The sequence below is a fragment of the Micromonospora sp. NPDC049301 genome (assembly GCF_040678715.1).
GTDB lineage: Bacteria > Actinomycetota > Actinomycetes > Mycobacteriales > Micromonosporaceae > Micromonospora.
In genome coordinates this window covers 347,352-372,512 of record NZ_JBFAQO010000006.1, presented here as the reverse complement: position 1 = coordinate 372,512, position 25,161 = coordinate 347,352, and the positions used below count along the sequence as shown (strand labels likewise).

General features: G+C 72.1%; 25 protein-coding genes and 1 pseudogene. 18 read left to right on the top strand and 8 right to left on the bottom strand.

From position 1 onward, the window contains the following. The first annotated feature begins 37 nt into the window (after window positions 1–37). From AB0K07_RS20455 to AB0K07_RS20440, 4 genes are all read left to right on the top strand, one after another. Complete coding sequence (locus tag AB0K07_RS20455) at window positions 38–1,438, top strand: metallopeptidase TldD-related protein (protein WP_363756981.1); 1,401 nt, start codon at window positions 38–40, stop codon at window positions 1,436–1,438. 264 nt (window positions 1,439–1,702) lie between these two features. Then, a complete protein-coding gene (locus tag AB0K07_RS20450) occupies window positions 1,703–2,509 on the top strand; it encodes a hypothetical protein (RefSeq protein ID WP_363756980.1) in 807 nt (268 codons plus the stop codon). A 12-nt stretch (window positions 2,510–2,521) separates the two neighbouring features. Next, on the top strand, window positions 2,522–4,450 hold the full coding sequence (locus AB0K07_RS20445; protein WP_363756979.1) for a fumarate reductase/succinate dehydrogenase flavoprotein subunit: 1,929 nt from the start codon (window positions 2,522–2,524) through the stop codon (window positions 4,448–4,450). Beyond that, window positions 4,447–5,511: a succinate dehydrogenase/fumarate reductase iron-sulfur subunit gene (locus tag AB0K07_RS20440; RefSeq protein WP_363756978.1), complete on the top strand. Its 1,065-nt coding sequence runs from the start codon at window positions 4,447–4,449 to the stop codon at window positions 5,509–5,511. The genes AB0K07_RS20445 and AB0K07_RS20440 overlap by 4 nt, the downstream gene beginning before the upstream one ends. Window positions 5,512–5,628: 117 nt before the next feature. On the opposite strand, the gene AB0K07_RS20435 is transcribed toward AB0K07_RS20440, so the two are convergent. Continuing rightward, window positions 5,629–6,084: a (deoxy)nucleoside triphosphate pyrophosphohydrolase gene (locus AB0K07_RS20435; RefSeq protein ID WP_363756976.1), complete on the bottom strand. Its 456-nt coding sequence runs from the start codon at window positions 6,082–6,084 to the stop codon at window positions 5,629–5,631. Between the two features lie 183 nt (window positions 6,085–6,267). On the opposite strand from AB0K07_RS20435, the gene AB0K07_RS20430 reads away from it, so the two are divergent. Continuing rightward, a complete protein-coding gene (locus AB0K07_RS20430; RefSeq protein WP_109818273.1) occupies window positions 6,268–6,576 on the top strand; it encodes a 4a-hydroxytetrahydrobiopterin dehydratase in 309 nt (102 codons plus the stop codon). 136 nt (window positions 6,577–6,712) lie between these two features. On the opposite strand, the gene AB0K07_RS20425 is transcribed toward AB0K07_RS20430, so the two are convergent. Both AB0K07_RS20425 and AB0K07_RS20420 read right to left on the bottom strand, forming a co-directional pair. After that, entirely contained in the window at window positions 6,713–7,114 is a 402-nt protein-coding gene (locus AB0K07_RS20425; protein ID WP_363756975.1) for a VOC family protein, read from the bottom strand. Then, window positions 7,111–7,464, bottom strand: coding sequence for a DUF1801 domain-containing protein (locus tag AB0K07_RS20420; RefSeq protein ID WP_363756974.1), 354 nt, complete (start codon window positions 7,462–7,464; stop codon window positions 7,111–7,113). Before AB0K07_RS20420 ends, AB0K07_RS20425 begins: the two co-directional genes overlap by 4 nt. Window positions 7,465–7,581: 117 nt before the next feature. Between AB0K07_RS20420 and AB0K07_RS20415 the strand changes: the two genes are divergently transcribed. The 5 genes from AB0K07_RS20415 to AB0K07_RS20395 all read left to right on the top strand — a co-directional run bounded on the left by AB0K07_RS20415 (window position 7,582) and on the right by AB0K07_RS20395 (window position 11,016). Further along, entirely contained in the window at window positions 7,582–8,472 is an 891-nt protein-coding gene (locus tag AB0K07_RS20415) for a LysR family transcriptional regulator (protein ID WP_363756973.1), read from the top strand. Next, window positions 8,469–9,224, top strand: coding sequence for a class I SAM-dependent methyltransferase (locus AB0K07_RS20410; RefSeq protein ID WP_363756972.1), 756 nt, complete (start codon window positions 8,469–8,471; stop codon window positions 9,222–9,224). The genes AB0K07_RS20415 and AB0K07_RS20410 overlap by 4 nt, the downstream gene beginning before the upstream one ends. 10 nt (window positions 9,225–9,234) lie before the next feature. Beyond that, window positions 9,235–9,597: a PH domain-containing protein gene (locus AB0K07_RS20405; RefSeq protein WP_007464929.1), complete on the top strand. Its 363-nt coding sequence runs from the start codon at window positions 9,235–9,237 to the stop codon at window positions 9,595–9,597. Window positions 9,598–9,824: 227 nt separating this feature from the next. Further along, the gene (locus tag AB0K07_RS20400) at window positions 9,825–10,556 is read left to right on the top strand and encodes a class I SAM-dependent methyltransferase (protein ID WP_363756971.1); all 732 of its coding nucleotides are present in this window, start codon (window positions 9,825–9,827) and stop codon (window positions 10,554–10,556) included. An 85-nt stretch (window positions 10,557–10,641) separates the two neighbouring features. Continuing rightward, window positions 10,642–11,016: a VOC family protein gene (locus AB0K07_RS20395; RefSeq protein ID WP_363756970.1), complete on the top strand. Its 375-nt coding sequence runs from the start codon at window positions 10,642–10,644 to the stop codon at window positions 11,014–11,016. A 257-nt stretch (window positions 11,017–11,273) separates the two neighbouring features. Here the strand turns inward: AB0K07_RS20395 and AB0K07_RS20390 are convergent, their stop codons facing one another. After that, window positions 11,274–11,897, bottom strand: a complete 624-nt coding sequence (locus tag AB0K07_RS20390) for a hypothetical protein (RefSeq protein WP_363756969.1) — start codon at window positions 11,895–11,897, stop codon at window positions 11,274–11,276. After that, a complete protein-coding gene (locus tag AB0K07_RS20385) occupies window positions 11,894–12,391 on the bottom strand; it encodes a SigE family RNA polymerase sigma factor (protein ID WP_363756968.1) in 498 nt (165 codons plus the stop codon). The genes AB0K07_RS20390 and AB0K07_RS20385 overlap by 4 nt, the downstream gene beginning before the upstream one ends. 346 nt (window positions 12,392–12,737) lie before the next feature. Between AB0K07_RS20385 and AB0K07_RS20380 the strand changes: the two genes are divergently transcribed. Continuing rightward, window positions 12,738–13,121: a hypothetical protein gene (locus AB0K07_RS20380; RefSeq protein WP_363756967.1), complete on the top strand. Its 384-nt coding sequence runs from the start codon at window positions 12,738–12,740 to the stop codon at window positions 13,119–13,121. A 626-nt stretch (window positions 13,122–13,747) separates the two neighbouring features. Here AB0K07_RS20380 and ychF read toward each other — a convergent pair. The 3 genes and pseudogenes from ychF to AB0K07_RS20365 form a co-directional block, all read right to left on the bottom strand. Then, window positions 13,748–14,833 (bottom strand): redox-regulated ATPase YchF, encoded by a 1,086-nt coding sequence (gene ychF / locus AB0K07_RS20375; RefSeq protein ID WP_363756966.1) that lies wholly within the window; start codon window positions 14,831–14,833, stop codon window positions 13,748–13,750. Between the two features lie 103 nt (window positions 14,834–14,936). Next, the gene (locus AB0K07_RS20370) at window positions 14,937–15,671 is read right to left on the bottom strand and encodes a peptidase E (protein WP_363756965.1); all 735 of its coding nucleotides are present in this window, start codon (window positions 15,669–15,671) and stop codon (window positions 14,937–14,939) included. A 303-nt stretch (window positions 15,672–15,974) separates the two neighbouring features. Beyond that, window positions 15,975–16,406, bottom strand: a pseudogene (locus tag AB0K07_RS20365) (hypothetical protein); the annotation flags it as partial. Between the two features lie 136 nt (window positions 16,407–16,542). Here AB0K07_RS20365 and AB0K07_RS20360 point away from each other — a divergent pair. From AB0K07_RS20360 to AB0K07_RS20330, 7 genes are all read left to right on the top strand, one after another. Further along, on the top strand, window positions 16,543–17,052 hold the full coding sequence (locus AB0K07_RS20360) for a SigE family RNA polymerase sigma factor (RefSeq protein WP_363756964.1): 510 nt from the start codon (window positions 16,543–16,545) through the stop codon (window positions 17,050–17,052). Beyond that, complete coding sequence (locus tag AB0K07_RS20355; RefSeq protein ID WP_363756963.1) at window positions 17,049–17,570, top strand: hypothetical protein; 522 nt, start codon at window positions 17,049–17,051, stop codon at window positions 17,568–17,570. The genes AB0K07_RS20360 and AB0K07_RS20355 overlap by 4 nt, the downstream gene beginning before the upstream one ends. A 273-nt stretch (window positions 17,571–17,843) precedes the next feature. After that, a complete protein-coding gene (locus AB0K07_RS20350) occupies window positions 17,844–19,247 on the top strand; it encodes an FAD-dependent oxidoreductase (RefSeq protein ID WP_363756962.1) in 1,404 nt (467 codons plus the stop codon). 99 nt (window positions 19,248–19,346) lie between these two features. Next, the gene (locus AB0K07_RS20345) at window positions 19,347–20,831 is read left to right on the top strand and encodes a DNA-3-methyladenine glycosylase 2 family protein (RefSeq protein ID WP_363756961.1); all 1,485 of its coding nucleotides are present in this window, start codon (window positions 19,347–19,349) and stop codon (window positions 20,829–20,831) included. Continuing rightward, window positions 20,828–21,337, top strand: coding sequence for a methylated-DNA--[protein]-cysteine S-methyltransferase (locus tag AB0K07_RS20340; RefSeq protein WP_363756960.1), 510 nt, complete (start codon window positions 20,828–20,830; stop codon window positions 21,335–21,337). The genes AB0K07_RS20345 and AB0K07_RS20340 overlap by 4 nt, the downstream gene beginning before the upstream one ends. Window positions 21,338–21,374: 37 nt before the next feature. Continuing rightward, complete coding sequence (locus AB0K07_RS20335; RefSeq protein ID WP_363756959.1) at window positions 21,375–23,240, top strand: ABC transporter ATP-binding protein; 1,866 nt, start codon at window positions 21,375–21,377, stop codon at window positions 23,238–23,240. Then, entirely contained in the window at window positions 23,237–25,114 is a 1,878-nt protein-coding gene (locus AB0K07_RS20330) for an ABC transporter ATP-binding protein (RefSeq protein WP_363756958.1), read from the top strand. The genes AB0K07_RS20335 and AB0K07_RS20330 overlap by 4 nt, the downstream gene beginning before the upstream one ends. Window positions 25,115–25,161: the final 47 nt, after the last annotated feature.

The window sequence follows — 25,161 nt, the reverse complement described above, 5'->3', positions numbered from 1 at the left end:
TGCGAGCGCCGCAGTCGCGAACGAAAGGGGTGTCGGCGTGAGCAGCGAGCTGGAGCTGGCCGGCCAGGTCATCGAGCTGGTCCGTCGCCTCGGCGGCCCGGCCGTGCAGGCCGAGGCCATGGTGACCCACGCCGACCTGGCGCTGACCCGGTTCGCCAACTCGGCCATCCACCAGAACGTCGCGGAGTCGACAGTCGGAATCCGGCTGCGGCTGCACGTCGACGGGCGGACCGCCGCTGGCAGCGGCAGCGTCGTCACCGCCGACGGGTTGCGCGCGCTGGTCGAGCGCACCCTGGCGGCGGCACGGCTCTGCCCGCCCGACCCGGGCTGGCCGGGGCTGGCCCCGCCCACACCCGCGCCGCTCGCCCCGCCCGTCGACGAGTCCACCGCGCACGCCGAGCCGGATCAGCGGGCGGACCGGGTCCGCGCGTTCGTGGCCGCCGCCGGGGGCCTCAGCACCGCGGGTTACTGCCGTACCGCGCACCGCTCGTCGGCGTTCGCCAACTCGGCCGGGCACACCGCGCACGGCCGCTCGGTGGAGGCGGCGATGGACGGCATCGCCCGCCAGGGCGGCGCGGACGGGGTGGCCCGGCGCTGCGCCGACCGGCTGTCCGACATCGACGGCGCCGAGCTGGGCGCGCACGCTGCGGCGAAGGCCCAGGCGGCGGCCGATCCGGTCGAGCTGCCGCCGGGGCGCTACGAGGTGGTGTTCGAGCCGGCCGCCGTGGCGGACCTGTTGCAGAACCTCTCCTGGTACGGCTTCAACGGCAAGCGGTACGCCGAACGGCAGTCCTTCGCCGAGCCGGGGGCGGCCCAGTTCGACCGTGCGGTGACCCTGGTGGACGATCCGCTGGGCGCGTCCGGGCTGCCGTTCGACTCCGAGGGCACCGGCCGGCGGGCGTTGACCCTGGTCGAGGCGGGCACCACCCGGGCGGTGGCGCATGATCGGCGGACCGCCGCCGAGGCGGGCGCGGAGTCCACCGGGCACGCGGTCGCGGGCGGTGCCACCTGGGGGCCGATGGCCCGCAACCTGCGCCTGTCCGGCGCGGCGGCCGGCCCGGCCAGCGCCGTGGGCCGGAGCACCACCGGCGCGGCGGCCGGCGCCGTCGTCGACGCGGACACCGCGGCGCTGGTCGCCGGGGTACGCCGAGGGCTGCTGGTCACCGACCTCTGGTACACCCGCGTGCTCGACCCGAAGAGCCTCGTCGTCACCGGGCTGACCCGCAACGGCGTCTGGCTGGTCGAGGACGGCACGGTTGTGCGGGCGGTCCGCGATCTGCGATTCACCGAGTCGTACCCGCGGGCGCTCGGGCCGGGTGCGGTGCTCGAGCTGGGTGGCCAACCGGTACGCCAACCGGACCGGGTGGACGGTGTGTGGTGGGCGGCGCCGCCGGTGCGACTGGCGTCCTGGCACTTCACCGGGGGCGCCTCCGGCTGATCCGGGCGGGGTGGACAGTGACGTTCTTAACACCGGGCCATTGACCGGCGTGCCAGGGCTTTTCCGCAGGTCGGACACACGGGACACTCCCTTGCGCGGACGGCCCGCAGAGATCGGCGTAACGTGTGTCACTTAGCTGCGCCGGTCGATCCGGCGTGGTTGTTGGTGTGCGCATGACGTGGCAGCGGGTGCGGGTTCGCCGGTCCGCGTGCCGACCGGAGAAGATCAGCCCGCCCGTACGGGCCCGTCGAGGAGACGACTCGAATGACATCAACGGCAACGAGGCCGCGGGGAGCGCGGGCGCGCGCCGCGATCGCGGCGAAGACGTTGCGTACCGACCGGTGGTGGTTCGCCCCGCTGATCACCGTGATCGGGCTCAGCGCCTGGGTCGCGTACGCGACGGTCCGGGTGTTCATGCACAAGTGGTACTGGGTCGACGAGTTCCACTACCTGACCCCGTTCTACTCCCCCTGCGTCACCGAGCGGTGTGTGGAGGGGGCCTCGCACTTCGGCCGGTTCCTGCCGGGCTGGTGGATCATCCCGGACGCGGCGCTGACGCTGCCGTTCCTGCTGCTGTTCCGGCTCACCTGCTACTACTACCGCAAGGCCTACTACCGGTCGTTCTGGCTGTCGCCGCCGGCCTGTGCCGTGCCGGACGGTCACAAGGAGTACGGCGGTGAGACCCGCTTCCCGCTGCTCGGCCAGAACCTGCACCGCTACTTCTTCTACGCCGCCGCGATCATCTCGCTGATCAACACCTGGGACGCGATCATCGCCTTCCACTCCCCGAAGGGCTTCGGCTTCGGGCTGGGCAACATCGTGCTGCTGGTCAACGTGGTGATGCTCTGGGCGTACACCATCTCCTGCCACTCTTGCCGGCACATCATCGGCGGGCGGCTCAAGCACTTCTCCAAGCACCCGGTGCGCTACCGGGCCTGGAGCTTCGTCTCGGCGTTGAACGTCCGGCACATGCAGCTCGCCTGGATCACCCTCGGCACCCTGGCGCTGACCGACTTCTACGTCATGGCGATAGCGGCCGGCTGGTTCAACGACCTGCGGTTCATCAACTAAAGGGCCCCTGACATGACCACTACCACGCGAATCGAACGACACCACTACGACGTCGTCGTGATCGGGGCCGGCGGCGCCGGCCTGCGCGCGGCGATCGAGGCCCGGCTCGCCGGCAAGAAGACCGCGATCATCTCGAAGTCGCTCTTCGGCAAGGCGCACACGGTGATGGCCGAGGGCGGCGCCGCCGCCGCGATGGGCAACGTGAACAGCCGGGACAGCTGGCAGGTGCACTTCCGCGACACCATGCGCGGCGGCAAGTTCCTGAACAACTTCCGGATGGCCGAGCTGCACGCGAAGGAGTCGCCGCAGCGGATCTGGGAGTTGGAGACGTACGGTGCGCTCTTCGACCGCACCAAGGACGGCAAGATCTCCCAGCGCAACTTCGGCGGCCACGAGTACCCGCGGCTCGCGCACGTGGGTGACCGGACCGGCCTGGAGCTGATCCGCACCCTCCAGCAGAAGATCGTCTCGCTCCAGCAGGAGGACCAGCGGGAGTTCGGCTCGTACGACGCCCGGATCCGGGTGTTCTCCGAGACGACCATCACCGAGCTGCTGCTCGACGGTGACCGGGTCGCCGGCGCGTTCGGCTACTACCGCGAGTCGGGCGAGTTCATCCTCTTCGAGGCGCCGGCGGTCGTGCTGGCCACCGGCGGCGTCGGGCGCTCCTACAAGGTCACCTCCAACTCCTGGGAGTACACCGGGGACGGACACGCGCTCGCGCTGCGCGCCGGGGCGACGCTGATCAACATGGAGTTCCTCCAGTTCCACCCGACCGGCATGGTCTGGCCGCCGTCGGTGAAGGGCATCCTGGTCACCGAGTCCGTCCGCGGCGACGGCGGTGTGCTGCGGAACTCCGAAGGCAAGCGGTTCATGTTCGACTACGTCCCCGACGTCTTCCGCAAGCAGTACGCGGAGACCGAGGAGGAGGCGGACCGCTGGTACACCGACCCGGACAACAACCGGCGCCCGCCGGAGCTGCTGCCCCGCGACGAGGTGGCCCGCGCGATCAACAGCGAGGTCAAGGCCGGTCGGGGCTCCCCCGCCGGCGGCGTCTTCCTGGACATCGCCAGCCGGCGCTCGGCCGACGAGATCCGCCGACGGCTGCCCTCGATGTACCACCAGTTCAAGGAGCTGGCCGACGTCGACATCACCGCCGAGCCGATGGAGGTCGGCCCGACCTGCCACTACGTGATGGGCGGCGTCGAGGTGGACCCGGACTCGGGTGCCGCCTTCGGCCACGTACGCGGGCTCTTCGCCGCCGGTGAGGTCTCCGGCGGTATGCACGGCTCCAACCGGCTGGGCGGCAACTCCCTGTCCGACCTGCTGGTCTTCGGTAAGCGGGCGGGTGGGCACGCGGCCAGCTACGCCGACGGGCTGGCCGCCCGGCCGAAGGTGGCCGTGGACGCGGTCGAGGCCGCGGTGGAGACCGCGCTGGCCCCGCTGCAACGGGACACCGGCGAGAACCCGTACACCCTCCAGCAGGATCTCCAGGCGGTCATGGGAGATCTGGTCGGGATCATCCGTCGGGAGGGCGAGCTGGCCGATGCTCTGGGCAGGCTGGCCGAGCTGCGCGAGCGCGTGGCCAAGGTGAGCGCGGCCGGCGGCCGGCGCTACAACCCCGGCTGGCACCTGGCACTGGACCTGCGCAACATGCTGGTGGTCTCGGAGTGCACCGCGAAGGCGGCGCTGGAGCGGCAGGAGTCGCGCGGCGGGCACACCCGGGAGGACTACCCGGCGATGGAGCCGAAGTGGCGGCAGGTGAACCTGGTCTGCGCGCTGGACGGCGACACCGTGCGGCTGACCCGCAAGCCGCTGCCGAAGATGCGGCCGGAGCTGATCGGCCTCTTCGACCGCGCGGAGCTGTCCAAGTACCTCACCGACGAGGAGCTGCTTGATTTCGACGCCCTCGTCGCCGACGCCGGAGAGGCGGACAACCGATGAGCGCGAAGCGTCAGTTCCGGATCTGGCGGGGCGACGAGACCGGCGGCGACCTGCAGGACTACATGGTCGAGGTGAACGAGGGCGAGGTCGTCCTCGACATCATCCACCGGTTGCAGGCCACCGACGCGCCCGACCTGGCGTGCCGGTGGAACTGCAAGGCCGGCAAGTGCGGCTCCTGCTCCATGGAGATCAACGGCAAGCCGCGGCTGGGCTGCATGACCCGGATGTCGACCTTCGGTGACGAGGAGACCGTCACGGTCACCCCGCTGCGCACCTTCCCGGTGATCCGGGACCTGGTCACCGACGTCTCGTTCAACTACGAGAAGGCCCGGGAGACGCCGGCGTTCGCTCCGCCCGCCGACGTGGCTCCGGGCGACTACCGGATGCAGCAGGTCGACGTCGAGCGCTCGCAGGAGTTCCGCAAGTGCATCGAATGCTTCCTGTGCCAGAACGTCTGCCACGTGATCCGCGACCACGAGGAGAACAAGCAGGCGTTCTCCGGGCCGCGGTACTTCATCCGGGCGGCCGAGCTGGACATGCACCCGTTGGACACCCGGACCGACCGCAGGGAGTACGCGCAGGCCGAACAGGGCCTCGGCTTCTGCAACATCACCAAGTGCTGCACCGAGGTCTGCCCCGAGCACATCAAGATCACTGACAACGGGATCATCCCCATGAAGGAGCGGGTCGTCGACCGCAGGTACGATCCCCTTGTGTGGCTTGGTAGCAAGATCTTCCGTCGGGGCGAGACGCCCCAGACCAGCGTGACCACCGCCCGTCAGAGCTCGGCGACGCCGCCGAGTACCCGGGGTGGCGGGTTGCACTCGCACGCGGGCGGTTCGCACGACCGGCAGGCCGAGGCGCAGGCGCAGAGCGGGGTCAACTGGCACCGGGAGGTGCCCCACCCGACCGCCCCGGCGGTCGACGACCGGGGCCGGTTGCCGCTGACCGAGCTCACCTTCGACCGGGCCGCCGCGCCGTCGCCGTTCGGCGACGACGTGACCTTCCCGCTGCCTCCGGAGCACCTCAACTTCGCCCACCCGGAGCAGGACAAGCACTGAGCACGACCACCAGGACGGGGGCTCACCGGCATCGCCGGGGCCCCCGTCCCCCATTTCCGGCGTTGATCATGACGTTGGCGGGCTCGGCGAGCTCGGAAACGCCCGCCAACCTCATGATCAACCGGTCGGCGGCTGGGATTCCGTGAGCAGTGGGCGGAGCGCGGCGACGATGGGGGCGTCGGCCGGAAGCCAGGTGACCGAGTCCAACTCATCGGCGGCGAGCCAGCGCAGCGCCGAGTGCTCCAGCGCCTGCGGCTGATCGTCGTGCAGCAGGCGGGCGGCGTACACCTTGAGCACCGAGCGGCCGTGAGCCATCCGGACGTTGCGGCCGACCCGCTTACCGATCTCCACGCGTACGGCCAGCTCCTCGGAGCACTCCCGGACCAGCGCGTCGGTCTCGGCCTCCCCCGGCTCGACCTTCCCGCCGGGAAACTCCCACATGCCCGCCACCTCCGGCGGGGCGGAGCGGGCACAGGCGAGCACCCGCCCACCCCGGATGATCGCCGCTCCCACGATCACCTTCAGGTCCCGTCGTTCGGCCTGCCCGCCACCATTAGCCCGTTCGGTCCGCACGGGCGTCCAGGGTGCCAGATCAATCGGCGGTTTGGGTACCGTCGCCGTCCGCTAGGCCAATAGAACACGGAAGTGTGGGCGTGGACACCTCTTCCGAGCGACGACAGACTAGAGGGCACCGACAAGGCACGGGATGGCGACGATTTGGCCACAAGCCGGCAACGGCGCTTGGGGGGTGCGGTTATGCGCGTGCTGTTCAACAGCCGGGCCAAGCACGACTACCTTTCCGACGCGTTGACCTTGCTATCGGGTTGGACGCGTGAAGGCGAGCAGATCCGACGGACGCTCGAGATCGACGAAACCCAACACGCGGCGCTCACCGAACGGGTGAAGGTCGTCGCGGACGCGCTGCACCTGCGGCCCGAGATCAGTCGCCGGTCAGACAGTACCCAGATCCGGGTCGGACACGGTAACGGCGAGCCGCTGACCGAGGGTGAGGTCCTGCTGGCGGCGCGCATCGAGGACGCCTACCGCGCGGTCACCGAGTCCTGACCTTTCGTGGCGTGGTCGTGAGAATTCTGAGGTTTCCTGAAAAGCGCCGGGGTATCGATTCGGGTTGGTAGCGGAAACAGGCCGCAACCAACCCGAATCTCTGATATCTCACTTTCAGGAGCTGACACGACCAGGCTCACCCGTCGGCGCGGACGTCCTGCGGGTACCAGCGCAGCTCCACCGAGTTGCCGTCCGGGTCCCGTACGTAGATCGAGGTTGCCGAGCCACGGGCACCGAACCGGTCGACCGGCCCGGTCAGCACCGTGAAGACGCCCGAGTCGACCACCTGCGCCCAGTCCAGCGGCTCCACCACCAGGCAGAAGTGGTCGACGTTCGTGCCCCGCCGGTCGCCCCGGACGAGGTCGATGATGCTCCCGGGACCGATCCGCACCGACGGGAACGGGACGGCACCGGCGCGCCACTCGTCGACGCGTACCGGCGTGAGCCCGAGCCGGCCGCAGTAGAAGCCCAGGGCCCGCTCCACGTCCGTGACGGTCAGCACCAGATGGTCGAAGCCGGTCACCCGCACCGCGCTCACGCCTCCTCCAGCGCGGCCGCAGCGCGCAGCCAGTCGGTGAACAGGGCCGGGTCGATGTCGGCGACGCCTCGCAACTTCACGACCGCCATCGCTCGCGCGGCCGGCTCCAGCCGCCCGGACCCGTCGGCGATCTCCCGCCCACGCCACAGGCCGAAGGTGACGTAGGAGTCGTACGCCTTGACCAGGCAGACCGGGCGTTGACCGGGCCGGTCGCCCAGACTCCACACCGGGTGGCCGTGCCACATGGCGCCGGTCGCCCCGGGCAGGGCGGCGGTGATGACGGGCGTCAGCTTCTCCCCGATCTCGCGGAGCGGGTCGGCCAGCGCGGCCAGGTAGTCGTCGATGGTCATCTCGCAGCCTCTCGGTCGAGCGGTGTGCTTGCGGACTTCACGATCCGCCGACGGGGGCGCCGGACCAAGACCGGTTGCCGCTACGATCGTTGACCACAGGTCAACGGTAGGAGTGGCGTGCTGGAGCGGTACGAGGTCGAGACGTTCCTGACCCTCGCCCAGGAGCTGCACTTCGGCCGGACCGCCGAGCGGCTGCGGATCAGCACCGGTCGGGTCAGCCACGTGATCAAGAAGCTGGAGCGCCAGATCGGGGCGTCGCTGTTCGCCCGGACCAGTCGGGTCGTCCAGCTCACCCCGATCGGCCGGCAACTCGCCGATGACCTGACCCCACTGGTGGCCGGGATGGACGACGCGGTCCGCCGCGCCGTCGACGCCGGCCGGGGAGTCACCGGGACACTGCGGGTCGCGTTCCTCGGCGAGTGGACGGCGCCGGTGCTGCTCCGGGCGGTGGCCCTGTTCTCCGAGCGGCACCCCGACTGCCGGGTGGAGGTGCACGAGGCGCAGTTGTCCACCACCCGCTCCGGCCTGCTCGACGGCTCGACCGACGTGCTGATCGCCTCGTACCCGTTCGACGGGATGGTCAACGGCCCGGCGCTGCTGTCCGAGGACCGGATGCTGGCGGTGCCCGCCGGCCATCCGCTCACCCGGCGACCGTCCGTGTCGCTGGAGGTGCTCGCCGACCATCCGGTGGTGCAGTACCCGCCGGTGACCTCGGCCGAGTTCAAGCGGGACCGGACGCCGGAACGCACTCCGTCCGGACGGCCGGTGCCGAAGGGCCCCGCCGGCAACACCTTCTCCGAGATGCTGTCACTGGTGGCGATGGGTCGGGGCGTGCTACCGGTCGGCGAGCACACCCGGCGCTACTACCCGCGCCCCGATGTGGCGTACGTGCCGATCCACGACGCGCCGCCGATCGAGCGGGGCCCGGTGTGGCTGGCCAGCAACACCACCACCCGGGTACGGGAGTTCGTCCGCGCCGCGACCGACGCCAGCAGCACCGACCGATGAGACACGCCGAGTTCCGCCATCCCCGGCTGGTCCAGGTCTACGACGCGGAATGCGCGTGGGGGCCGGACGACGACTTCTTCCAGGCCGTGGTCGACGAGACCCCGGCCGCCCGGGTCGTCGACCTGGGCTGCGGCACCGGCCGCCTGACCGTCGCCCTCGCCGCCGCCGGGCACACCGTCACCGGCGTCGACCCCGCCGGCGCGTCCCTGGACGCCGCACGCGCGCGGCCGGGCGGCGAGCGGGTGACCTGGATCGAGGGCACCTCGGCCCTGCTGCCGAGCCGGGCGTTCGACGTGGCAGTGCTGACCAGCCACGTGGCGCAGTACTTCGTCGACGACGCGGAGTGGGCGCGTACCCTCGCCGATCTGCGACGGGCGCTCGCGCCCGGCGGCCGACTGGTCTTCGACGCCCGCGACCCGGCGGACCGCCGCTGGGAGCGCTGGAACCCGATGGACTCCCAACGGCGGATCAGGCTGGCCGACGGCGACGAGGTCCAGGCGTGGACCGAGGTGACGGGGGTGCGCGACGGCGCGGTCAGCTTCACCCACCACTACCACTTCGCCGACGGGGAGGAGCTACTCAGCTCGGCGACGCTGCGCTTCCGCACCGAGGCCCAGCTACGCGACTCGCTGGCCACGGCGGGCTTCACGGTGGACCACATCCACGGCGGCTGGCGCCGCGAGCCGGTCGGCCAGGGCGACGGCGAGTTCCTGGTCATCGCCCACAACTGCCGGCTGGCACCGGTTGCCTAGCCTGATTCACATGGCGAACATCGCGTACGACCGCAAGGAGCAGGTCCAGCAGATCGAGAGTGGACTCCTCGACGGTGAGCAGATCATCGCCGTCTACGACGCTGTCGGCACCGGCACCGGGTTCATCGGGCTGACCGACCGGCGCGTGATCATCCAGGACCGTTCGTTCGTCGGGAAGCGGCATGCGATCACCAGCATCCCGTACTCGAAGATCACCAGCGTGAGCGTGGTCAGCAACAAGTCCTGGGGCGGCACGTTCTTCTCCACCGGCGCGATCGCGATCCACGTCGGTACGCACACCTACGAGGTGGAGTTCCGTGGCGCGCAGAAGAGCCACCACGTGCACAACGTGATCCTGCACCACATCTCCTGAGCGACCCTGCCTGCCGCGGCCCGGCCGGGTAAATGCCTTGCCGGGCCCCGGCCACCTCTGGTGTCCTCATCGACAGCCGCCCGAAGGGAGCAGCCGACATGCCTCACTCATCGAAGTCCCCCCGACCGACCGTCACCCGACCTGAGGAATCGATGCTTCGTGAATCGACCTGCTCCCCTGGCGACGGCGCGGCTGCGCGCCACTGAGACCAACCCCAGAGGCCGCTGATGTCGGTCTTCGATGATCCCGGCCTCTTCGGCCGGCTGTGGGCCGCCGGCTATGACGACGGACCGAACCCCGACCCGACGCCGGCGGTCGATTTCCTGGCCGACCTGGCCGACGGCGGTCCGGTACTGGAACTGGCGATCGGCACCGGACGGGTCGCGCTGCCGCTGGCCGAGCGGGGCCTCACCGTGCACGGCGTCGAGGCATCCGAGGAGATGCTGGCGAAGCTGCGCGCCAAACCCGGCGGCGAGCAGATCCCGGTGGTGGTCGCCGACATGGCGGACGTACCCGTGCCGGGCCCGTTCCGGCTGGCGTTCCTGATCTTCAACACTCTGTTCAACCTGGTGGACGCCGAGCGGCAGGCGGACTGCTTCCGCAACGTCGCCCGGGTGCTGTCGCCCGGCGGCGCGTTCGTCGTCGAAGCGTTCGTACCCGACCCGCGCAGCTTCGACCGGGACGAGCAGGTGCAGGTCCGCGCCGTGACCGAGGATTCCGCGACGATCCGACTGCACAGGTACGACCGGCCGGCGCAGCGGTTCATCCGGCAGACCATCACCTTCGACGGCGATGGTGTGCACCTGAAACCCTTCGCCATGCGGTACGCCTGGCCGCACCAGATCGACGCGATGGCGCAGCAGGCCGGGCTCCGGCTCACCGAGCGGTACGCCGACTGGCACCGGCGACCGTTCGACGCTGACAGCACGGCGCACATCTCGGTCTACCGGGCCGGATAGCGGCGACTGGTCGACTCCGGTTCCACGCCCACGGTCGTCGAGCCGGCAGCGGTCGTTGTCGTACCCGGCGCAGACAATGCGGAGCATGTCTGAGTCTTCTCCCCACCGGCACCACGCCATTGACTACGTGGAGCTCACGGTCACCGACCTCGATCAGGCCAAGCGCTTCTACGCCGACGCGTTCGGCTGGCAGTTCAACGACTACGGGCCGGGCTACGCCGGCATTCGCAGCCCGCACGGTGACTCCGCGCCCGAGGTGGGCGGTCTCCGCGTAGACCAGGAGGTCCGGGCGGGTGGCCCGTTGGTCCTGCTCTACTCGGCCGACCTGGACCGGTCGGTGCAGGCGGTGAAGGACGCGGGCGGCCAGGTGGTGAACGGGCCGTACGAGTTCCCCGGGGGCCGTCGGTTCCACTTCACCGACCCGAGCGGAAACGAGCTGGGCGTCTGGTCCGAGCGGTAGCCCGCCGGGACGGTTCGGGGTTCAGCGTTGGGGTGTCGTTGATGGCTCCTTAACGACGTTTCACCGCGTCCTGCGCCCCGTGTGTGCCCCACTGTCAGAGCGGGCAGAGGTACCTCAGCCTCGCCCCGGCACTGCTCAGCGGCTCCGCCGATGTACGGGGTGGTTCGGCTGGGTACGCGGCCTTGCCTACTTGGGTGGCTACTCAGCGAAGACGACCTGCCAGGACCCGGTGATGCGCCCGGGCACGATCTCGACGGTCACCGGGTCCCCGGGGTCCGCTCGCCGATCGCGAGCCCGAATGTGCCGCTGGCCGGGACCTGCGTATGAATCTCGCCCGACTGGTCCAACGGCCGCGTGCCGGTGATCGTCAGGACGAAGGTGGCGGGCTTGCCGACCGCCACGTCGTACTTGTCCCAACCGGACCCCAGCTGGACCGTCCCGCAGTCACCGTGGGAGAGAAAGTCGTGGCCGTTGATGCTCAGCTTCTCCTGTAGCAGGGGATCGTCGCATCGCGTGGACACGACGAGATCGAGGGTGGTCGGCACGATCGTCAACTCGACGCGGCGCTTCGGCAGCGCCGCAGACTCCACGGCCACGAGCCGGGCGCCGTTGGCGTACTCGGGGAATCCGTCGATGATGCGGACCGGCGACGTGCTGTCCGCCGGAGCGGGGGTGACGTCCGGGCGGAGCCCCGGCAGGACAGCGGCCGCGACGACGCCGCCCAGGGCGACCACCGCGCAGGTCGTCCAGGTTGCGATACGGCGGCGCCGTCGCGCGACCACCTTCGCCCGTACGCCTCGCAGCCGCTCGTCGTGCCTGTCCTGCGCCGCCGGTTCGCCGGAACGCTCGTCGAGCACCTGCGTCAGATCGGTCAGATTCATCGCAGCATCCCTTCCGGTGCCAGGGTCTCGTCGAGGCGGAGCTTGGCCACCGCCCGGCTGGCCTGGCTCTTGACGGTGCCGACGGAACACCGGAGGACTTCGGCGACCTCGGCATCCGACAGATCCTCGAAGTACCTCAGAACGAGTACGGCGCGCTGCCGGCGAGGCAGGCGTCCCAATGCCCGCCAGAGGCGGTCCCGGTCGTCGAGACCCGAGTACCGGTCTGCCTCAGCGGCCACCTCAGGAAGGTCCGCCGTAGGAACCTCACCCCGCCACCGGCGCCGCCACCACGACGCGTTCGCGTTGACGATGATCCGCCGCACATACGGCTCCGGGTCACCCTCGATCCGCCGCCACGCCTCCCACGCCCGCGCCAGTGCCGTCTGCAAGAGATCCTCGGCCAGCGCCCAATCGCGCGTGAGCAGGAACGCAGTACGCAACAGCCGGGGCGAGCGGGTGGCGACGAACTCGTCGAAGCCCTCAGGTGTGATCAAGTCCCGCCCTTCCTCCCAGTCATCAGGTAGTACCGGCTGGGAACAGAAAAGGTTGCATGGGCTAACGGCCACTCGACGCGGCAGGGTCGATCGTCACCCAGATGGTCACTCACGAGCGTGCAGACGGCTTTGCTTCCTCACCGGCTCAAGTCGCAAACGCTTCGGGCTGCTGGCATGATTCGCGCCGTGGCCTTCTTCGTGACTACTTCTCAGCTGCCTCCGAGGAGGCTGCCGTCGCAGCGATCGATGTTCTCGATGGGTCCACGCGCCGCCTCAGGTTAGGAGTACTGAGGTGACCGAGGTCCAACGGCGTGGTGCCGGCTGGTGGTTGGGGGGCACCTGCCTGGTGGCCGCGCTGCTCGTGCCGGTCAAGTTCGTGCTGATGCTGATCATCCTTGGGCCGGAGGCGTACCTCAGCTCCACCCAACCGGAGGGGACGTTCCTCGCGCTCGGCGTGGAGGTCGTCCTCTACCTGGTGCCGACGGTGCTGCTCCTGGCGCTGTTGGCGGCGGTGGGTCGAGCGCTCGGAACCGGACTCGCGTTCCGCGTGCTCACCGTAGTGCTGATCGCCGCGGTCGCGGCCCTGTCGGTCGTGTTTGTCGGCTGGGTCGTCTATGTGACGGTCGAAATCCTCGGGCAGCTCGTGGTGGCTGCCGTCGCGGTCCGGTGCGCGGACGCTCTGCGGCCGTCGAGCGGCTCCGTCCGGCCCGCCACGTCAAGCGGACCTTGACACGTTCGGACGCTGCCGGAACAGCCTGAGTCGGCTCTCGTGTCACGGACCGCGCCCCCGGCGGACACTGCCACAGTGGCGCAGTTGACCCAACCTCGGCCGGCACGGACCCGGCTCCCGGGTTCGAAGTGGCCACCGGCGGCCACCCCTCCCCCTCCCAGGTGAGCTGTTGATCTGACCCGGAGCGGCTGTGGAGCCGGCTCCTGGACGACCGGCATGCCGTCGCGCGGACACCGCCCCCATGCTTGGGGCTTGCCGCGCGGACCCGGCGCGCGCGCTTTCCTGCGCCGCGCTGCTCGGGCGCGGCGCGGCCGGCTGCCGGCGACGAACCTCCACCACTCTCTGAGCTACCCCGTCTGCGGCGGCCCCGGCCTCCCCGCTCTCCGCGCCAGCCGCCGGGCGTGTTGCGTGGCCGGAGTCGGAGCGCCAGCGGAGCGACGGACGCGCGCCGAGGCGGCGGCGCGTGCGGCCGTCAAGGGCCGCCTTGGTCCTGTCGACCTACGGGCACCTGATGCCGGACTCTGAAGCGCGCACCCGCCGGGCGGTCGATGAGGCATGGGGTTGTGGCCCCCGATGCGCCCCAGAGCGAAGGCTCACCCTTCCTGACCTGCGAAAACAGGCAGGATTCAGACGTTGAAGCGGAACTCCACCACGTCGCCGTCCTGCATGACGTACTCCTTGCCCTCGATGCGGACCTTGCCCGCAGCCTTGGCCGCCGCCATCGAACCGGTCTCCACCAGGTCGTGGTACGAGACCACCTCGGCCTTGATGAAGCCGCGCTGGAAGTCGGAGTGGATGACGCCCGCGGCCTCCGGCGCGGTGGCGCCGACCGGGACGGTCCAGGCGCGCGCCTCCTTCGGCCCGGCGGTCAGGTACGTCTGGAGCCCGAGGGTGCGGAAGCCGACCCGGACGAGCTGGTTGAGGCCGGGCTCGTTCTGCCCGATCGACTCCAGCAGCTCGCGGGCCTCCTCCTCGGGCAGGTCCACCAGCTCGGATTCGATCTTGGCGTCCATGAAGACGGCCTCGGCCGGTGCGACAAGGGCGCGCAGCTCGTCGAGGAACGCCTCGTTGGCCAGCTCGGCCTCGTCGACGTTGAAGACGTACAGGAAGGGCTTCGTGGTGAGCAGGTGCAGCTCCCGCAGGTGCTCCAGCTCGATCTTGGCGGCGGCGGCCCCGGAGTACAGGGTGGTGCCGCCGTCGAGCACCTCGATGGCCGCCTTCGCGGCAGCGACCGCCGCGGCGCGGTCCTTGCGGAGCTTCGCCTCCTTCTCCAACCGGGGCAGCGCCTTGTCCAGGGTCTGCAGGTCGGCGAGGATCAGCTCGGTGTTGATCGTCTCGATGTCGTCGGCCGGGGAGACCTTGCCGTCGACGTGCACCACGTTCGGGTCCGAGAAGGCCCGGACGACCTGGCAGATCGCCGAGGCGTCCCGGATGTTGGCCAGGAAGGCGTTGCCCCGGCCCTGCCCCTTCGACGCCCCGCGGACCAGGCCGGCGATGTCGACGAACGACACCGGCGCCGGCAGCACCTTCTGCGAGGAGAAGATCTCGGCCAGCTTGCCCAGCCGGTCGTCGGGCAGCCCGACCACGCCGACGTTGGGCTCGATGGTGGCGAACGGGTAGTTCGCCGCCAGCACGTCGTTCTTGGTCAACGCGTTGAAAAGCGTGCTCTTGCCGACGTTGGGCAGGCCGACGATGCCGATGGTGAGACTCACGACGAGCCAGCTTACGCCGGTGGTGTCCGGGCCGGTCCACGCGGCTCGGTTTCCGGCCGGGGCTGGCCGGTCCCAGCGGACCGACGGGGTGCCCGGGCGGCAGTCAGCCGAGCAGGCGTGGGGCGATGACCGCCTCCCGGACGCTGCCGTCCACGCCACGGCTGACCTCGTACGCCGAGACGCCCTCGCGGTCGGCGACCGCCTCGACCAGCCGGGTGCCGCGGTAGACCAGCCCGACGCCGTCGTCGGTGCAGTGGCTGGTGGGCAGCGTCTCGTCGCCGACCAGCTCGTGCATCAGCGGTCGCCGCTGGCCCTCGCTGTCGTAGTGCACGCCGTTGCCGTACGGCAGCCAACCCAGACCGTCGGTGAAGCCACGCAGCCGGGGACCGAAACTGTCGGTGGCGCCGCCGACGTGCCAGCAGATCGAGCCTGCCGAGACGCCGCCCAGCACCACTCCGGCCTGCCAGCACTCGTGCAGGATCTCGTCGAGCCCGTGCACCCGCCACAGCGCCACCAGGTTGGCCACGCTGCCGCCACCGACCCAGATGACGTCCTGGGCGAGCAGGTGGGCGCGGACGTCCTCGACGTTCGGCATCGGGAACAGGGCGAGGTGGGACAGCCGGAACCGGGTGTCGGCGAACGCGCCGTAGATTGCGGTCAGCGAGGTGGGCTGGTCCCCGACGGCCTGACCGAGGTAGCAGAGTCGCGGTTGGTCGCCGGCCCCGGCCAGCTCGGCCGCCAGCTCGAAGATCGGACCGGGGCGCAGGTCGGTGGGCCCGCGATCGCCCCGGAAGAAACCCATGCTGGTGGCGAGGATGGTCGGTTCGCTGGCGGGCATGTGCGTCCTTCCGTCGGTGCGGGACGCATTCATCCTGCCGCAGCCGGGCGCCGACCGATCACTTAGCCCACGGCGGCGGGAACCGGCGCCTACTCAGCCAGCGCGTCGCTGCCGGGGCACCAGGGCCAGCGCCCCGGCGACCCTCCCGGTCGGCTCGGTGCCGGTGGGCTGACCCTCCGCCGACTCGGCGGTGGGTGGGCCCCCGGCCGGCTCGGCAGCAGGAGCCACGCCGGGCGGCTGGCCCGGGATGACCGCCTCGGTCTCCGGCCAGTGACCCGGGGGCAGCTCCCCGAACGGCCGTTCCCCCGGGGGCAGTTGCGCGGCGGCGGCGTGCGGCAGGGTGAACCGTTCGGCGGCAGCCGGACCGGCCGCGACCGACTCGCGCAGCATCCAGCGCACCTCGTCGGCCGTCCAGCCCAGGCGCTGCCGGGCGGCGATCTCCCGGACCAGCCGCCGGCCGACCCGGGTGTCGTCGTCGTAGAAGCGCATGCACCAGTGGTGTGTCCACATGCCGAGCGCGCGCAGGCCCGCGTCGTCCAGCGAGCCGGCCAGCCGTCCGCAGGCGGTGTCGGCGAAGGCCCGCTCGGCGCCGGCCGCCCGGTCACGCTCGATCGCGCCGACGGCGGCGGGCGCCACGGCCCGCATCCGGCGGTAGAAGGACTGGACCACCGCGCGGGGCAGCGGCGGGAACGCGTCCCGTGTCGATGCCGCCGCCCGACCCGCCACGCTCACCATCACCGCACCCCTTCTTGAGTTGGTGGCCGGACGTTACCCACCACGACCGACACTTTCGGGCGGAAAAACGCGCGGATCGTGGATAGCGAGGATGAGCTGGGGCGTCTGTACGGGTGACAAGGAAATGAGGTGGTGGGTGGACGAGGACGAACGCGCTCGGTTGACCGACTTCGTCGCCAGCCGCACTCCGGCGTTGATGCGGGTCGCGTACCTGCTGACCGGGGACCGCAACGCTGCCGAGGATCTGTTCCAGTCGGCGTTGGCACGGGTCATCCCCAAGTGGGGGACGATCCGGCACGCCGATCCGGAGGGGTATCTGCGCGTGGTGATGTACCGCGAGCAGATCAGCTGGTGGCGGCGACTGCGGCGGTGGCGGGAGACGCCGCTCAATCCGGCGGACGAGCCGGTGGGCGCCGATCCGAGCGGCGGGTCGGACGTACGGCTGGCGATGCGTGCCGCGCTGCGCCACCTGCCACCGGCGCAGCGGACGGTGGTGGTCCTGCGCTACTACGAGGACCTGCCCGAGGCCCGGGTGGCCGAACTGCTCGGCTGCTCGGTGGGCACGGTGCGCAGCCGCACCCACCGGGCCGTCAGCCGACTGCGCGAGCTGCTGCCGGAGGTCGACATGCTGGAGGTACGGCGATGACCGGTCCCTTCGAGCACCTCATCCGCTCCACCCTCACCGACCTGGCCGAGGAGGCACCGATCGTGCATGACCAGTTGAGCCGAGCGGAACGGCGGGTGCGCAACCGGCGCCGGGCCACGGTGACGATGGGGGCGGTGGGCACCCTCGCGGCCGTCCTGATCGCGACCCCGATCGCCCTCGCCGCCACCGGCTCGGACCAGCCCCGGCCGGCCGCACCGAGCCCGTCGGGCCCCGCGGTCGTACCCAGCCCGCCGGCGCCCACCCCGTCCGGGCCCGTCGCCGTACCGAGCCCCTCCGGCCCGCCCGGCGTGCCGAGCCCGGCGCATCCGACGGTCGTACCGAGCCCGCCCGGCCCGCCCGGTGTGCCCAGCCCGGCGCATCCGACCGCCAAGCCGACTCCGACCCGCGTGCCCGGGGTACCCGGCGTGCCCGGTGCGCCAGTCCCGGCACATCCGACGGTCAAGCCGAGTCCGACCCGCGTCCCCGGGGCGCCCGGGGCGCCGAGCCCGGTGAGCTGATCAGACCCGGTCGGCAGCACGGTCAGCTCGTCGGCTTCTCCGCTGGGCGGGCATTCGGGGCGGAGATTCCGGTCACCATCGCTCGGGCTTTCCGGAACCGGCGCGCTCCCGCGCACCGGCGAACAAGATCAGGAGCCGACCGGAGTTTGCCGAGGCCGGTGCGACCGCCCACTCTTGGGCCATGAGCGATCACGGACACCGGCCCGCCGCCGGCCTGAGCCTCGACCCGCCCGTCGTGCCGGTCGTCGGCGAGCAGGTGCGCGAGGGGCAGCGATGAGGGCAACCCTGGCCCGGGTGCCCGACTCGCTCACCGGGCAGATCGTCACCCCTGGAGATCGCCGGTACGCGCAGCTGCGCTCGACGTACACCACCACCGCGTCGCCGGCCGGCGTCCTGCTTCCGAAGAACACCACGCAGGTGATCGCCGCGATCCGGTACGCGCGGGAGCAGCGGCTGCCGATCGCCGTCCGCAGCGGCGGACATGGTCTCTCCGGCGCCTCCTCCAACAACGGCGGCCTGGTCATCGACCTGTCCATGCTCAACCGGGTGCGGGTTCTCGACGAACGGTCCGGGCTGGTCCGGGTCGAGGCCGGCGCCCGCTGGGCGAACGTCGCGACGGCGCTGGCCCCGTACGGCCTGGCCATCAGCTCGGGTGACCACGGCAACGTCGGCGTCGGCGGCCTGGCCACCGGCGGCGGTGTCGGCTGGCTGGTCCGCTCCTCCGGTCTCACCATCGACCGCGTCCGCGCGGTGGAGGTGGTGCTCGCCGACGGGACGCTGGTGCGCGCGGACGCGGAGCACGAGCCGGAGCTGTTCTGGCTGGTCCGGGGTGCCGGCGCGGGGGCGGGCATCGTGGTGGCCTTCGAGATCGAGGCCACCGAGCAGCGCAGCGTCGGGGTGGCGCAACTGGTCATCGAGGCGCACCCGGACGGCCGCACCGTTCGGGAGTGGACGCGCTATCTGGCGCAGGCGCCCCGGGAGCTGTCCGCGGCCGCCGTCCTGTTCGCGGAGGGACGGTCCGCCCTCATGTCCGTCACCGCCGTGGTGGCCGCCGAGAGCCTGCGCCGGGCCCGGCCCCTGGTGGAGCCGCTGCTGGCCATCGGGAAGGTGCTCGAACACCGGACCGACCTGCTGCCGTATCCGGCGCTGGTGCCGACCGCGCACCTGCACCCGAACCTCGGGCAGCAGCGGGGCACGACCACCAACGGCCTGTTCACCGACCTGGGCGACACCGGTGCGCGAGCGGTGATGCGGGCGGTCACCGGGCCGGGGCGGGCGGTGATCCAGCTCCGCTCGCTGGGCGGGGCGGTCAACGACGTGGCTCCCGACGCCACCGCCTACCCGCACCGGCACCAGAACACGCTGGTCATCGCCTCGGTGTTCCCCCCGCAGGGCAGCGCGGCGTTGGACTCCGCCTGGCGCCCCGCCGGCCGGGCGGACGGCGCGTACGTCAACTTCGAGAGCCGGCCGGACCCGGCGGCGTTCGCCCGGATCTATCCCGGTGAGACCGGTGCCCGGGTTCGGCGGCTGTGGCGACGGTACGACCCGGAGGGGGTGTTCCGGCCGGCCCTGCTCAGCGCCAGACCCAGCCGGCCCGACCGGGTGGCCCGCACCGACCGGGCCGATGGGGCCGCCCGGTCCGGTCGTTCCGGCCAACCCCACCGGCGCCGCCGCTGAACGCCCGGCCAGCCGGCGGTTGGCGAGGACCCGCAGGGCGCACGGCCAGGTCCGATTCCCGCCAGCCGGTAGCCCGCCGAGGGGGGCATCATCGGTGACGTGGAGATGGACTTCGAACGGTGCTACCGGGCCGTGGACAGCCGTGACCAGCGGTTCGACGGCTGGTTCTACACCGGCGTGACGTCGACCGGGATCTACTGCCGGCCGTCCTGTCCCGCGACGACCCCCAAGCGGCAGAACGTCCGCTTCTTCCCGTCCGCCGCCGCCGCGCAGGGCGCCGGGCTGCGCGCCTGCCGCCGCTGCCGGCCGGACGCCGCACCCGGCTCACCGCAGTGGGACGTCCGCGCCGACGTGGTCGGCCGGGCGATGCGGCTGATCGCCGACGGGGTGGTCGACCGGGACGGCGTTCCCGGGCTGGCCGCCCGGGTCGGCTACACCGAGCGGCACCTGCACCGGATGTTGCGCGCCGAGATGGGCGCCGGACCGCTCGCGCTGGCCCGGGCCCAGCGGGCGCAGACCGCCCGGATCCTCATCGAGACGACCGGCCTCGGGATGGCCGAGATCGCGTTCGCCGCCGGCTTCGGCAGCGTGCGGCAGTTCAACGACACGGTCCGCGAGGTGTACGGGATCGCCCCGTCCGAGCTGCGGGCGGCCCGTGGCCGGCACCAGGCACCGGTCGGGGCGGGGACGATCACGCTCCGGCTGGCGTACCGTCCGCCGCTGCACGCCCGGGCGCTGCTGGACTTCCTCTCGGTGCGGGCGCTGCCCGGGGTGGAGGAGGTCCGCGACGGGACGTACCACCGGGGGTTGCGGTTGCCGCACGGCGCCGGCCAGGTGGCGCTGACCCCGGCGGACGGGCACGTGGCGGCGACGCTGCGCCTGGCCGACCTGCGCGACCTGGCGCCGGCGGTGGCCCGCTGCCGCCGGCTGCTCGACCTGGACGCGGACCCGGTCGCCATCGACGCCACGCTCGCCGCCGACCCGGCGCTCGCCCCGGCGGTCGCCGCCGAACCCGGCATCCGGGTCCCGCGCGCGGTGGACGGCTTCGAGCTGGCGGTCCGCGCCATCATCGGCCAGCAGGTCTCGGTCACCTCCGCCCGCACCACCCTCACCCGCCTGCTGGCCGCCCACGACCGCGTCGGTCCCGGGACGGACGCAGATCGCACCCCACCTCACGATCGACCCGGCGGTGACCAGCCGGGGGATCTTCGGGGGTTCCCCAGCGCGGAGGAGGTGCTGGCGGTGCCGGATGAGGGGTTCGGGATGCCGGTCGGGCGGCGGGAGACGGTACGCGGGCTGGCGCGGGCCGTCGCCGACGGGGAGCTGGACCTGGCGCCGGGCGGCGACCGGGAGGAGACGGTCCGGCGGCTGGTGGCACTGCCCGGCATCGGGCCGTGGACCGCCGGCTACCTGGCCATGCGCGCCTTCGGCGACCCGGACGTCCTGCTACCCACCGACCTGGCGATCCGGCGCGGGGCGGCCGCGCTCGGCCTGCCCGACACCGCGAAGACCCTCGACGCGTACGCCGAACATTGGCGCCCCTGGCGGTCCTACGCCACGATCAGACTCTGGAGAGCGGCATGAGCATCGACAGCACCGTACTGAACACACCCACCGGCCCGCTGAGCATCCTCGCCGGTCCGGACGGTGAGGTCCGGGCGGCCGGCTTCACCCCGGACCCGGCGGCGCTGCTGCCCCTGGTCCACCCCACCCTGCGGGCGCCGCTGCGACCGCGGGCCGACCTCGGCCCGGTCAGCGTCGCCGTACGGTCCTACCTGGACGGTGACCTCACGGCCATCGACGCGGTGCCGGTGCGGCAGAGCAGCGGCGGCGAGTTCATGGCGCACGCCTGGCAGGTGCTGCGCGAGGTCCCGCCGGGCACCCCGGTCACCTACACCCGGTACGCGGCGCTGGCCGGCCGGCCGCCTGCGGTGCGGGCCGCGGCGGCCGCCTGCGCCCGTAACGCGGTGGCGCTGTTCGTGCCCTGCCACCGGGTGCTGCGTATCGACGGGACGCTCGGTGGCTACCGCTGGGGGCTGGACGTGAAGAAGTGGCTTCTCGGTCATGAGCGGCGGTTGACAACAACCTGACACAAGCATCGACAGCTATTGACGCTACCGTCGGGTAGTGCCTGTGGAGAGCGACGGCGACCCGGCCGCCCGGGTCGCCGCGGGCGTCCACCCCGTGCACAACCTCTGGCGGCTGCGCCGCTACCTGCGCCCGTACGCGTCCGAGTTCGCCTGGCTACTGGTCGCCGGGCTCGCCGGCACCGCCGCCGGGATCGCCGTACCGCTTGTGGTGCAGCGGGTGGTGGACGGGCCGGTGGCCCGGCGCGATCCCGCCGGCCTGCTCCAGCTCGGTGGCCTGGCGCTGCTGCTCGGCGTGGTCGAGGCGGTGCTCATCTTCATCCGCCGCTGGGTGCAGTCCTCCTCCGCCGTGGGCATGGAGGCGGCGCTGCGCGCCGAGGTCTACGCCCACCTGCAACGGTTGCCGACCAGCTTCCACGACCGCTGGCAGTCCGGCCAGTTGCTCTCCCGGATCACCAGCGACCTCTCGGTGATCCGCCGGTTCCTCTCCTTCGGCGTCTTCTTCCTGGTGCTCAACCTGACCACCTACGTGGTGGTGGTGCTGCTGCTGATCCACCTGCACCCCGCGCTCGGGCTGCTGGTCGCGGCCAGCGCGGTGCCCCTGCTGCTGATCAGCCGCCGGTTCGGTCGGCACTACCACGCCGCGTCGCGCCGGATGCAGGACCAGCAGGGCGACGTGGCGACGCTTGTCGAGGAGACCGCGCAGGGTCTGCGCACCATGAAGGCGTACGGCCGGGGGCCCGAGCTGGCCGCCCGCTTCGCCGGCGGGGCTCGGACGCTGCACGACACCGGCGTGGGCAAGGGTCGACTTCTGGCCAACACGGCGGCACTGCTCGACCTGGTGCCCAACCTGACCCTGGGTGTGGTGCTGGTGGCCGGGGCGGCCGCCGCCGCGCGGGGCGCGCTCACCATCGGCGAGCTGGTCGCGTTCGTCAGCCTCCAACTGATGCTCATCTGGCCGGTGCAGTCACTGGGCTGGATCATCGCCAACGGCCAGGAGGCGGCCACCGCCGCCGACCGGATCCAGGAGGTGCTGGACACCCCGCCGCAGATCACGGACGCCCCCGGGGCGCTCGCCCTGCCCCGCGACGCGGTCCACGGTCGACTCCGCTTCGAACGGGTCGCGTTCCGCTACCCGGGCACCACGACGCCGGTGCTGCGCGAGATCGACCTCACCGTCGAGCCGGGCGAGACGCTGGCCCTGGTCGGCGCCACCGGCAGCGGCAAGAGCACCCTGCTCTCCCTGGTGCCCCGGCTGCACGAGGTGACCGGCGGCCGGATCACCCTGGACGGGCACGACCTGCGTGAGCTGCGGCTCGACTCGCTGCGCCGACTGGTCGGGGTGGCCTTCGAGGAGCCGACGCTCTTCTCCATGTCGGTCCGGGAGAACCTCACCCTCGGGCGCCCGGACGCCGGCGACGACGAGGTGCGCGCCGCGCTGGCGCTGGCTCAGGCCGACTTCGCGTACGACCTGCCGTGGGGGTTGGCCACCCGGGTGGGTGAGCAGGGGCTGTCCCTCTCCGGTGGGCAGCGGCAGCGGCTCGCGCTGGCCCGGGCGGTGCTCGGTCGCCCGGCGCTGCTGGTGCTGGACGACCCGCTGTCCGCCCTCGACGTGCACACCGAGGCGCTGGTCGAGGCGGCGCTGCGGCGGGTGCTGCGGAACAGCACGGCGCTGCTGGTGGTGCACCGGCCGTCGACGATCGCGCTGGCCGACCGGGTCGCCCTGCTCGACAGCGGGCGGATCGCCGCGATCGGCCGGCACTCCGAGCTGCTGGCGACCGTACCGGCCTACCGGGCCCTGCTCGCGGCCGAGCCGCCGGCCGGGCAGCCACCGCCGGCCGGCGCCGCTGCGCCGGCCGCGTCCACGGCGCCCACGGCGGACGGACGGGGGCTGGTGCGCTCGTGAGCGTGCCCGAGCAGGCCGATCCGCCCGGGGAGGAGCCGGAGCTGACCCGCTGGCGGGGCACGGCCACCGACCCGGAGGCCGACCGGAGCCGGGCCGAGGAGAGCACCCCCGAGGCGGTGGCGCGGCTGCGTCGGCTCAGCCGGACGCTCCTGGCCGACCTGCTCCACCCGCACCGGGGGCGACTCGCCGCCGCGGTCGGCCTGCTGCTGGCCCAGAACGCCGCCGCGATGGCCGGCCCGTACCTGGTCATGATCGGCATCGACCGGGCCATCGCGCCGCTGCGGGCCGGCAACCCCGGTCCGCTGGCCGCGGTCGCCGGGGCGTTCGCCGCCGCCACCGTGACCGAGTACGCGGCCCGGCGCGGCTTCCTCGCCCTGTCCGCCCGGATCGGCCAGGCCGTTCTGCTGGACCTTCGGCAGCGCGTGTTCGGGCACTTCCTGCGGCTGTCGGTGGGCTTCCACGAGCGGTACACCTCCGGCCGGATGGTCTCCCGGCTCACCAGCGACCTCGACTCGATCGCCGAGCTGGTCGACGGCGGGATCGACAGCCTGGTGCTGGCCGGGCTGTCGATCCTGTCGGTGGCCGCCATCCTGCTCTGGCTGGACCTGCCGCTGGCCGCCGGGACGCTGCTCGCCTTCCCGTTCCTGTTCTGGCTCTCGCGCTGGTTCGCCCGGGCGTCGGCGAGCGCGTACCGGCGGACCCGGGAGGCGGTGGCGCTGGTCATCGTGCACTTCGTCGAGTCGATGCGGGGCATCCGGGCGGTGCAGGCGTTCCGCCGGGAGCCGCGGAACCAGCGCATCTTCGTGGCCCTCGGCGACGACTACCGGCGCACCAGCCTGCACGCGTTCCGGCTCATCGCCACGTACTCCCCGGCGATCAAGCTGATCGGCAACGTCACGGTGGCGATGGTGCTCTGCTACGGCGGCTGGCGGGTGCTCGGCGGGCGGACCGAGGTCGGCGTGCTCGCCGCGTTCCTGCTCTACCTGCGTCGCTTCTTCGAACCGATGCAGGAGCTCAGCCAGTTCTACAACTCGCTCCAGTCGGCCACCGCCGCCCTGGAGAAGCTGGCCGGGGTGCTGGACGAGCGACCCGGGGTCGCCGAGCCGGCCCGGCCGGTGCCGCTGCCGACCGGCGCGGGCCGCGGCGAGCTGACCTTCCGGGCGGTCTCCTTCGGCTATCGCGCGGACACGCCGATCCTCTCCGGCCTGGAGTTGACCGTGCCGGCCGGCCAGACCGTCGCGCTGATCGGGCCGACCGGCGCGGGCAAGTCGACCATCGCCAAGCTGGTCGCCCGGTTCCACGACCCGGACGCCGGCACGGTGCGGCTGGACGGGATCGACCTGCGCGAGGTCAGCGACGCCGACCTGCGCCGCGCGGTGGTGCTGGTGACCCAGGAGAACCACCTGTTCAGCGGCACCGTGGCGGAGAACATCCGGTTCGGCCGGCCGGACGCCGACGACGCCGCGGTGCAGGCCGCCGCCCGGTCGATCGGCGCGCACGAGTTCATCGCTGCGCTGCCCGACGGGTACTCCACCCAGGTGCACCGGCGCGGCGGCCGGCTCTCCGCCGGGCAGCGGCAGCTGGTCGCATTCGCCCGGGCGTTCCTGGCCGACCCGACCGTCCTGATCCTGGACGAGGCGACGTCCTCGCTGGACGTGCCGACCGAACGGCTGGTGCAGCGGGCGCTCGGCACCATCCTGCGGGACCGGACCGCACTGGTGATCGCGCACCGACTCTCCACCGTGGAGACCGCCGACCGGGTGCTCGTCCTCGACGGCGGGCGGGTCGTCGAGGACGGTCCGCCCGCGGTGCTGGCCGAGGCCGGCGGACGGTACGCCGCACTGCATCGCCAGTGGCGCGAATCGCTGGTCTAGGCGCACGGCCGCATCGCTCTCCCCGTCCCGGCGGGGTGTTGGGCGCA

Coding starts and splice junctions, on each gene's coding strand:
- AB0K07_RS20445 (WP_363756979.1), top strand. CDS start 2,522: ATGACCACTACCACGCGAATCGAACGACACCACTACGACGTCGTCGTG.
- AB0K07_RS20370 (WP_363756965.1), bottom strand. CDS start 15,671: ATGCCCGCCAGCGAACCGACCATCCTCGCCACCAGCATGGGTTTCTTC.
- AB0K07_RS20340 (WP_363756960.1), top strand. CDS start 20,828: ATGAGCATCGACAGCACCGTACTGAACACACCCACCGGCCCGCTGAGC.
- AB0K07_RS20400 (WP_363756971.1), top strand. CDS start 9,825: ATGTCGGTCTTCGATGATCCCGGCCTCTTCGGCCGGCTGTGGGCCGCC.
- AB0K07_RS20410 (WP_363756972.1), top strand. CDS start 8,469: ATGAGACACGCCGAGTTCCGCCATCCCCGGCTGGTCCAGGTCTACGAC.
- AB0K07_RS20420 (WP_363756974.1), bottom strand. CDS start 7,464: ATGACCATCGACGACTACCTGGCCGCGCTGGCCGACCCGCTCCGCGAG.
- AB0K07_RS20405 (WP_007464929.1), top strand. CDS start 9,235: ATGGCGAACATCGCGTACGACCGCAAGGAGCAGGTCCAGCAGATCGAG.
- AB0K07_RS20355 (WP_363756963.1), top strand. CDS start 17,049: ATGACCGGTCCCTTCGAGCACCTCATCCGCTCCACCCTCACCGACCTG.
- AB0K07_RS20390 (WP_363756969.1), bottom strand. CDS start 11,897: ATGAATCTGACCGATCTGACGCAGGTGCTCGACGAGCGTTCCGGCGAA.
- AB0K07_RS20440 (WP_363756978.1), top strand. CDS start 4,447: ATGAGCGCGAAGCGTCAGTTCCGGATCTGGCGGGGCGACGAGACCGGC.
- AB0K07_RS20395 (WP_363756970.1), top strand. CDS start 10,642: ATGTCTGAGTCTTCTCCCCACCGGCACCACGCCATTGACTACGTGGAG.
- AB0K07_RS20450 (WP_363756980.1), top strand. CDS start 1,703: ATGACATCAACGGCAACGAGGCCGCGGGGAGCGCGGGCGCGCGCCGCG.
- AB0K07_RS20350 (WP_363756962.1), top strand. CDS start 17,844: ATGAGGGCAACCCTGGCCCGGGTGCCCGACTCGCTCACCGGGCAGATC.
- AB0K07_RS20430 (WP_109818273.1), top strand. CDS start 6,268: ATGCGCGTGCTGTTCAACAGCCGGGCCAAGCACGACTACCTTTCCGAC.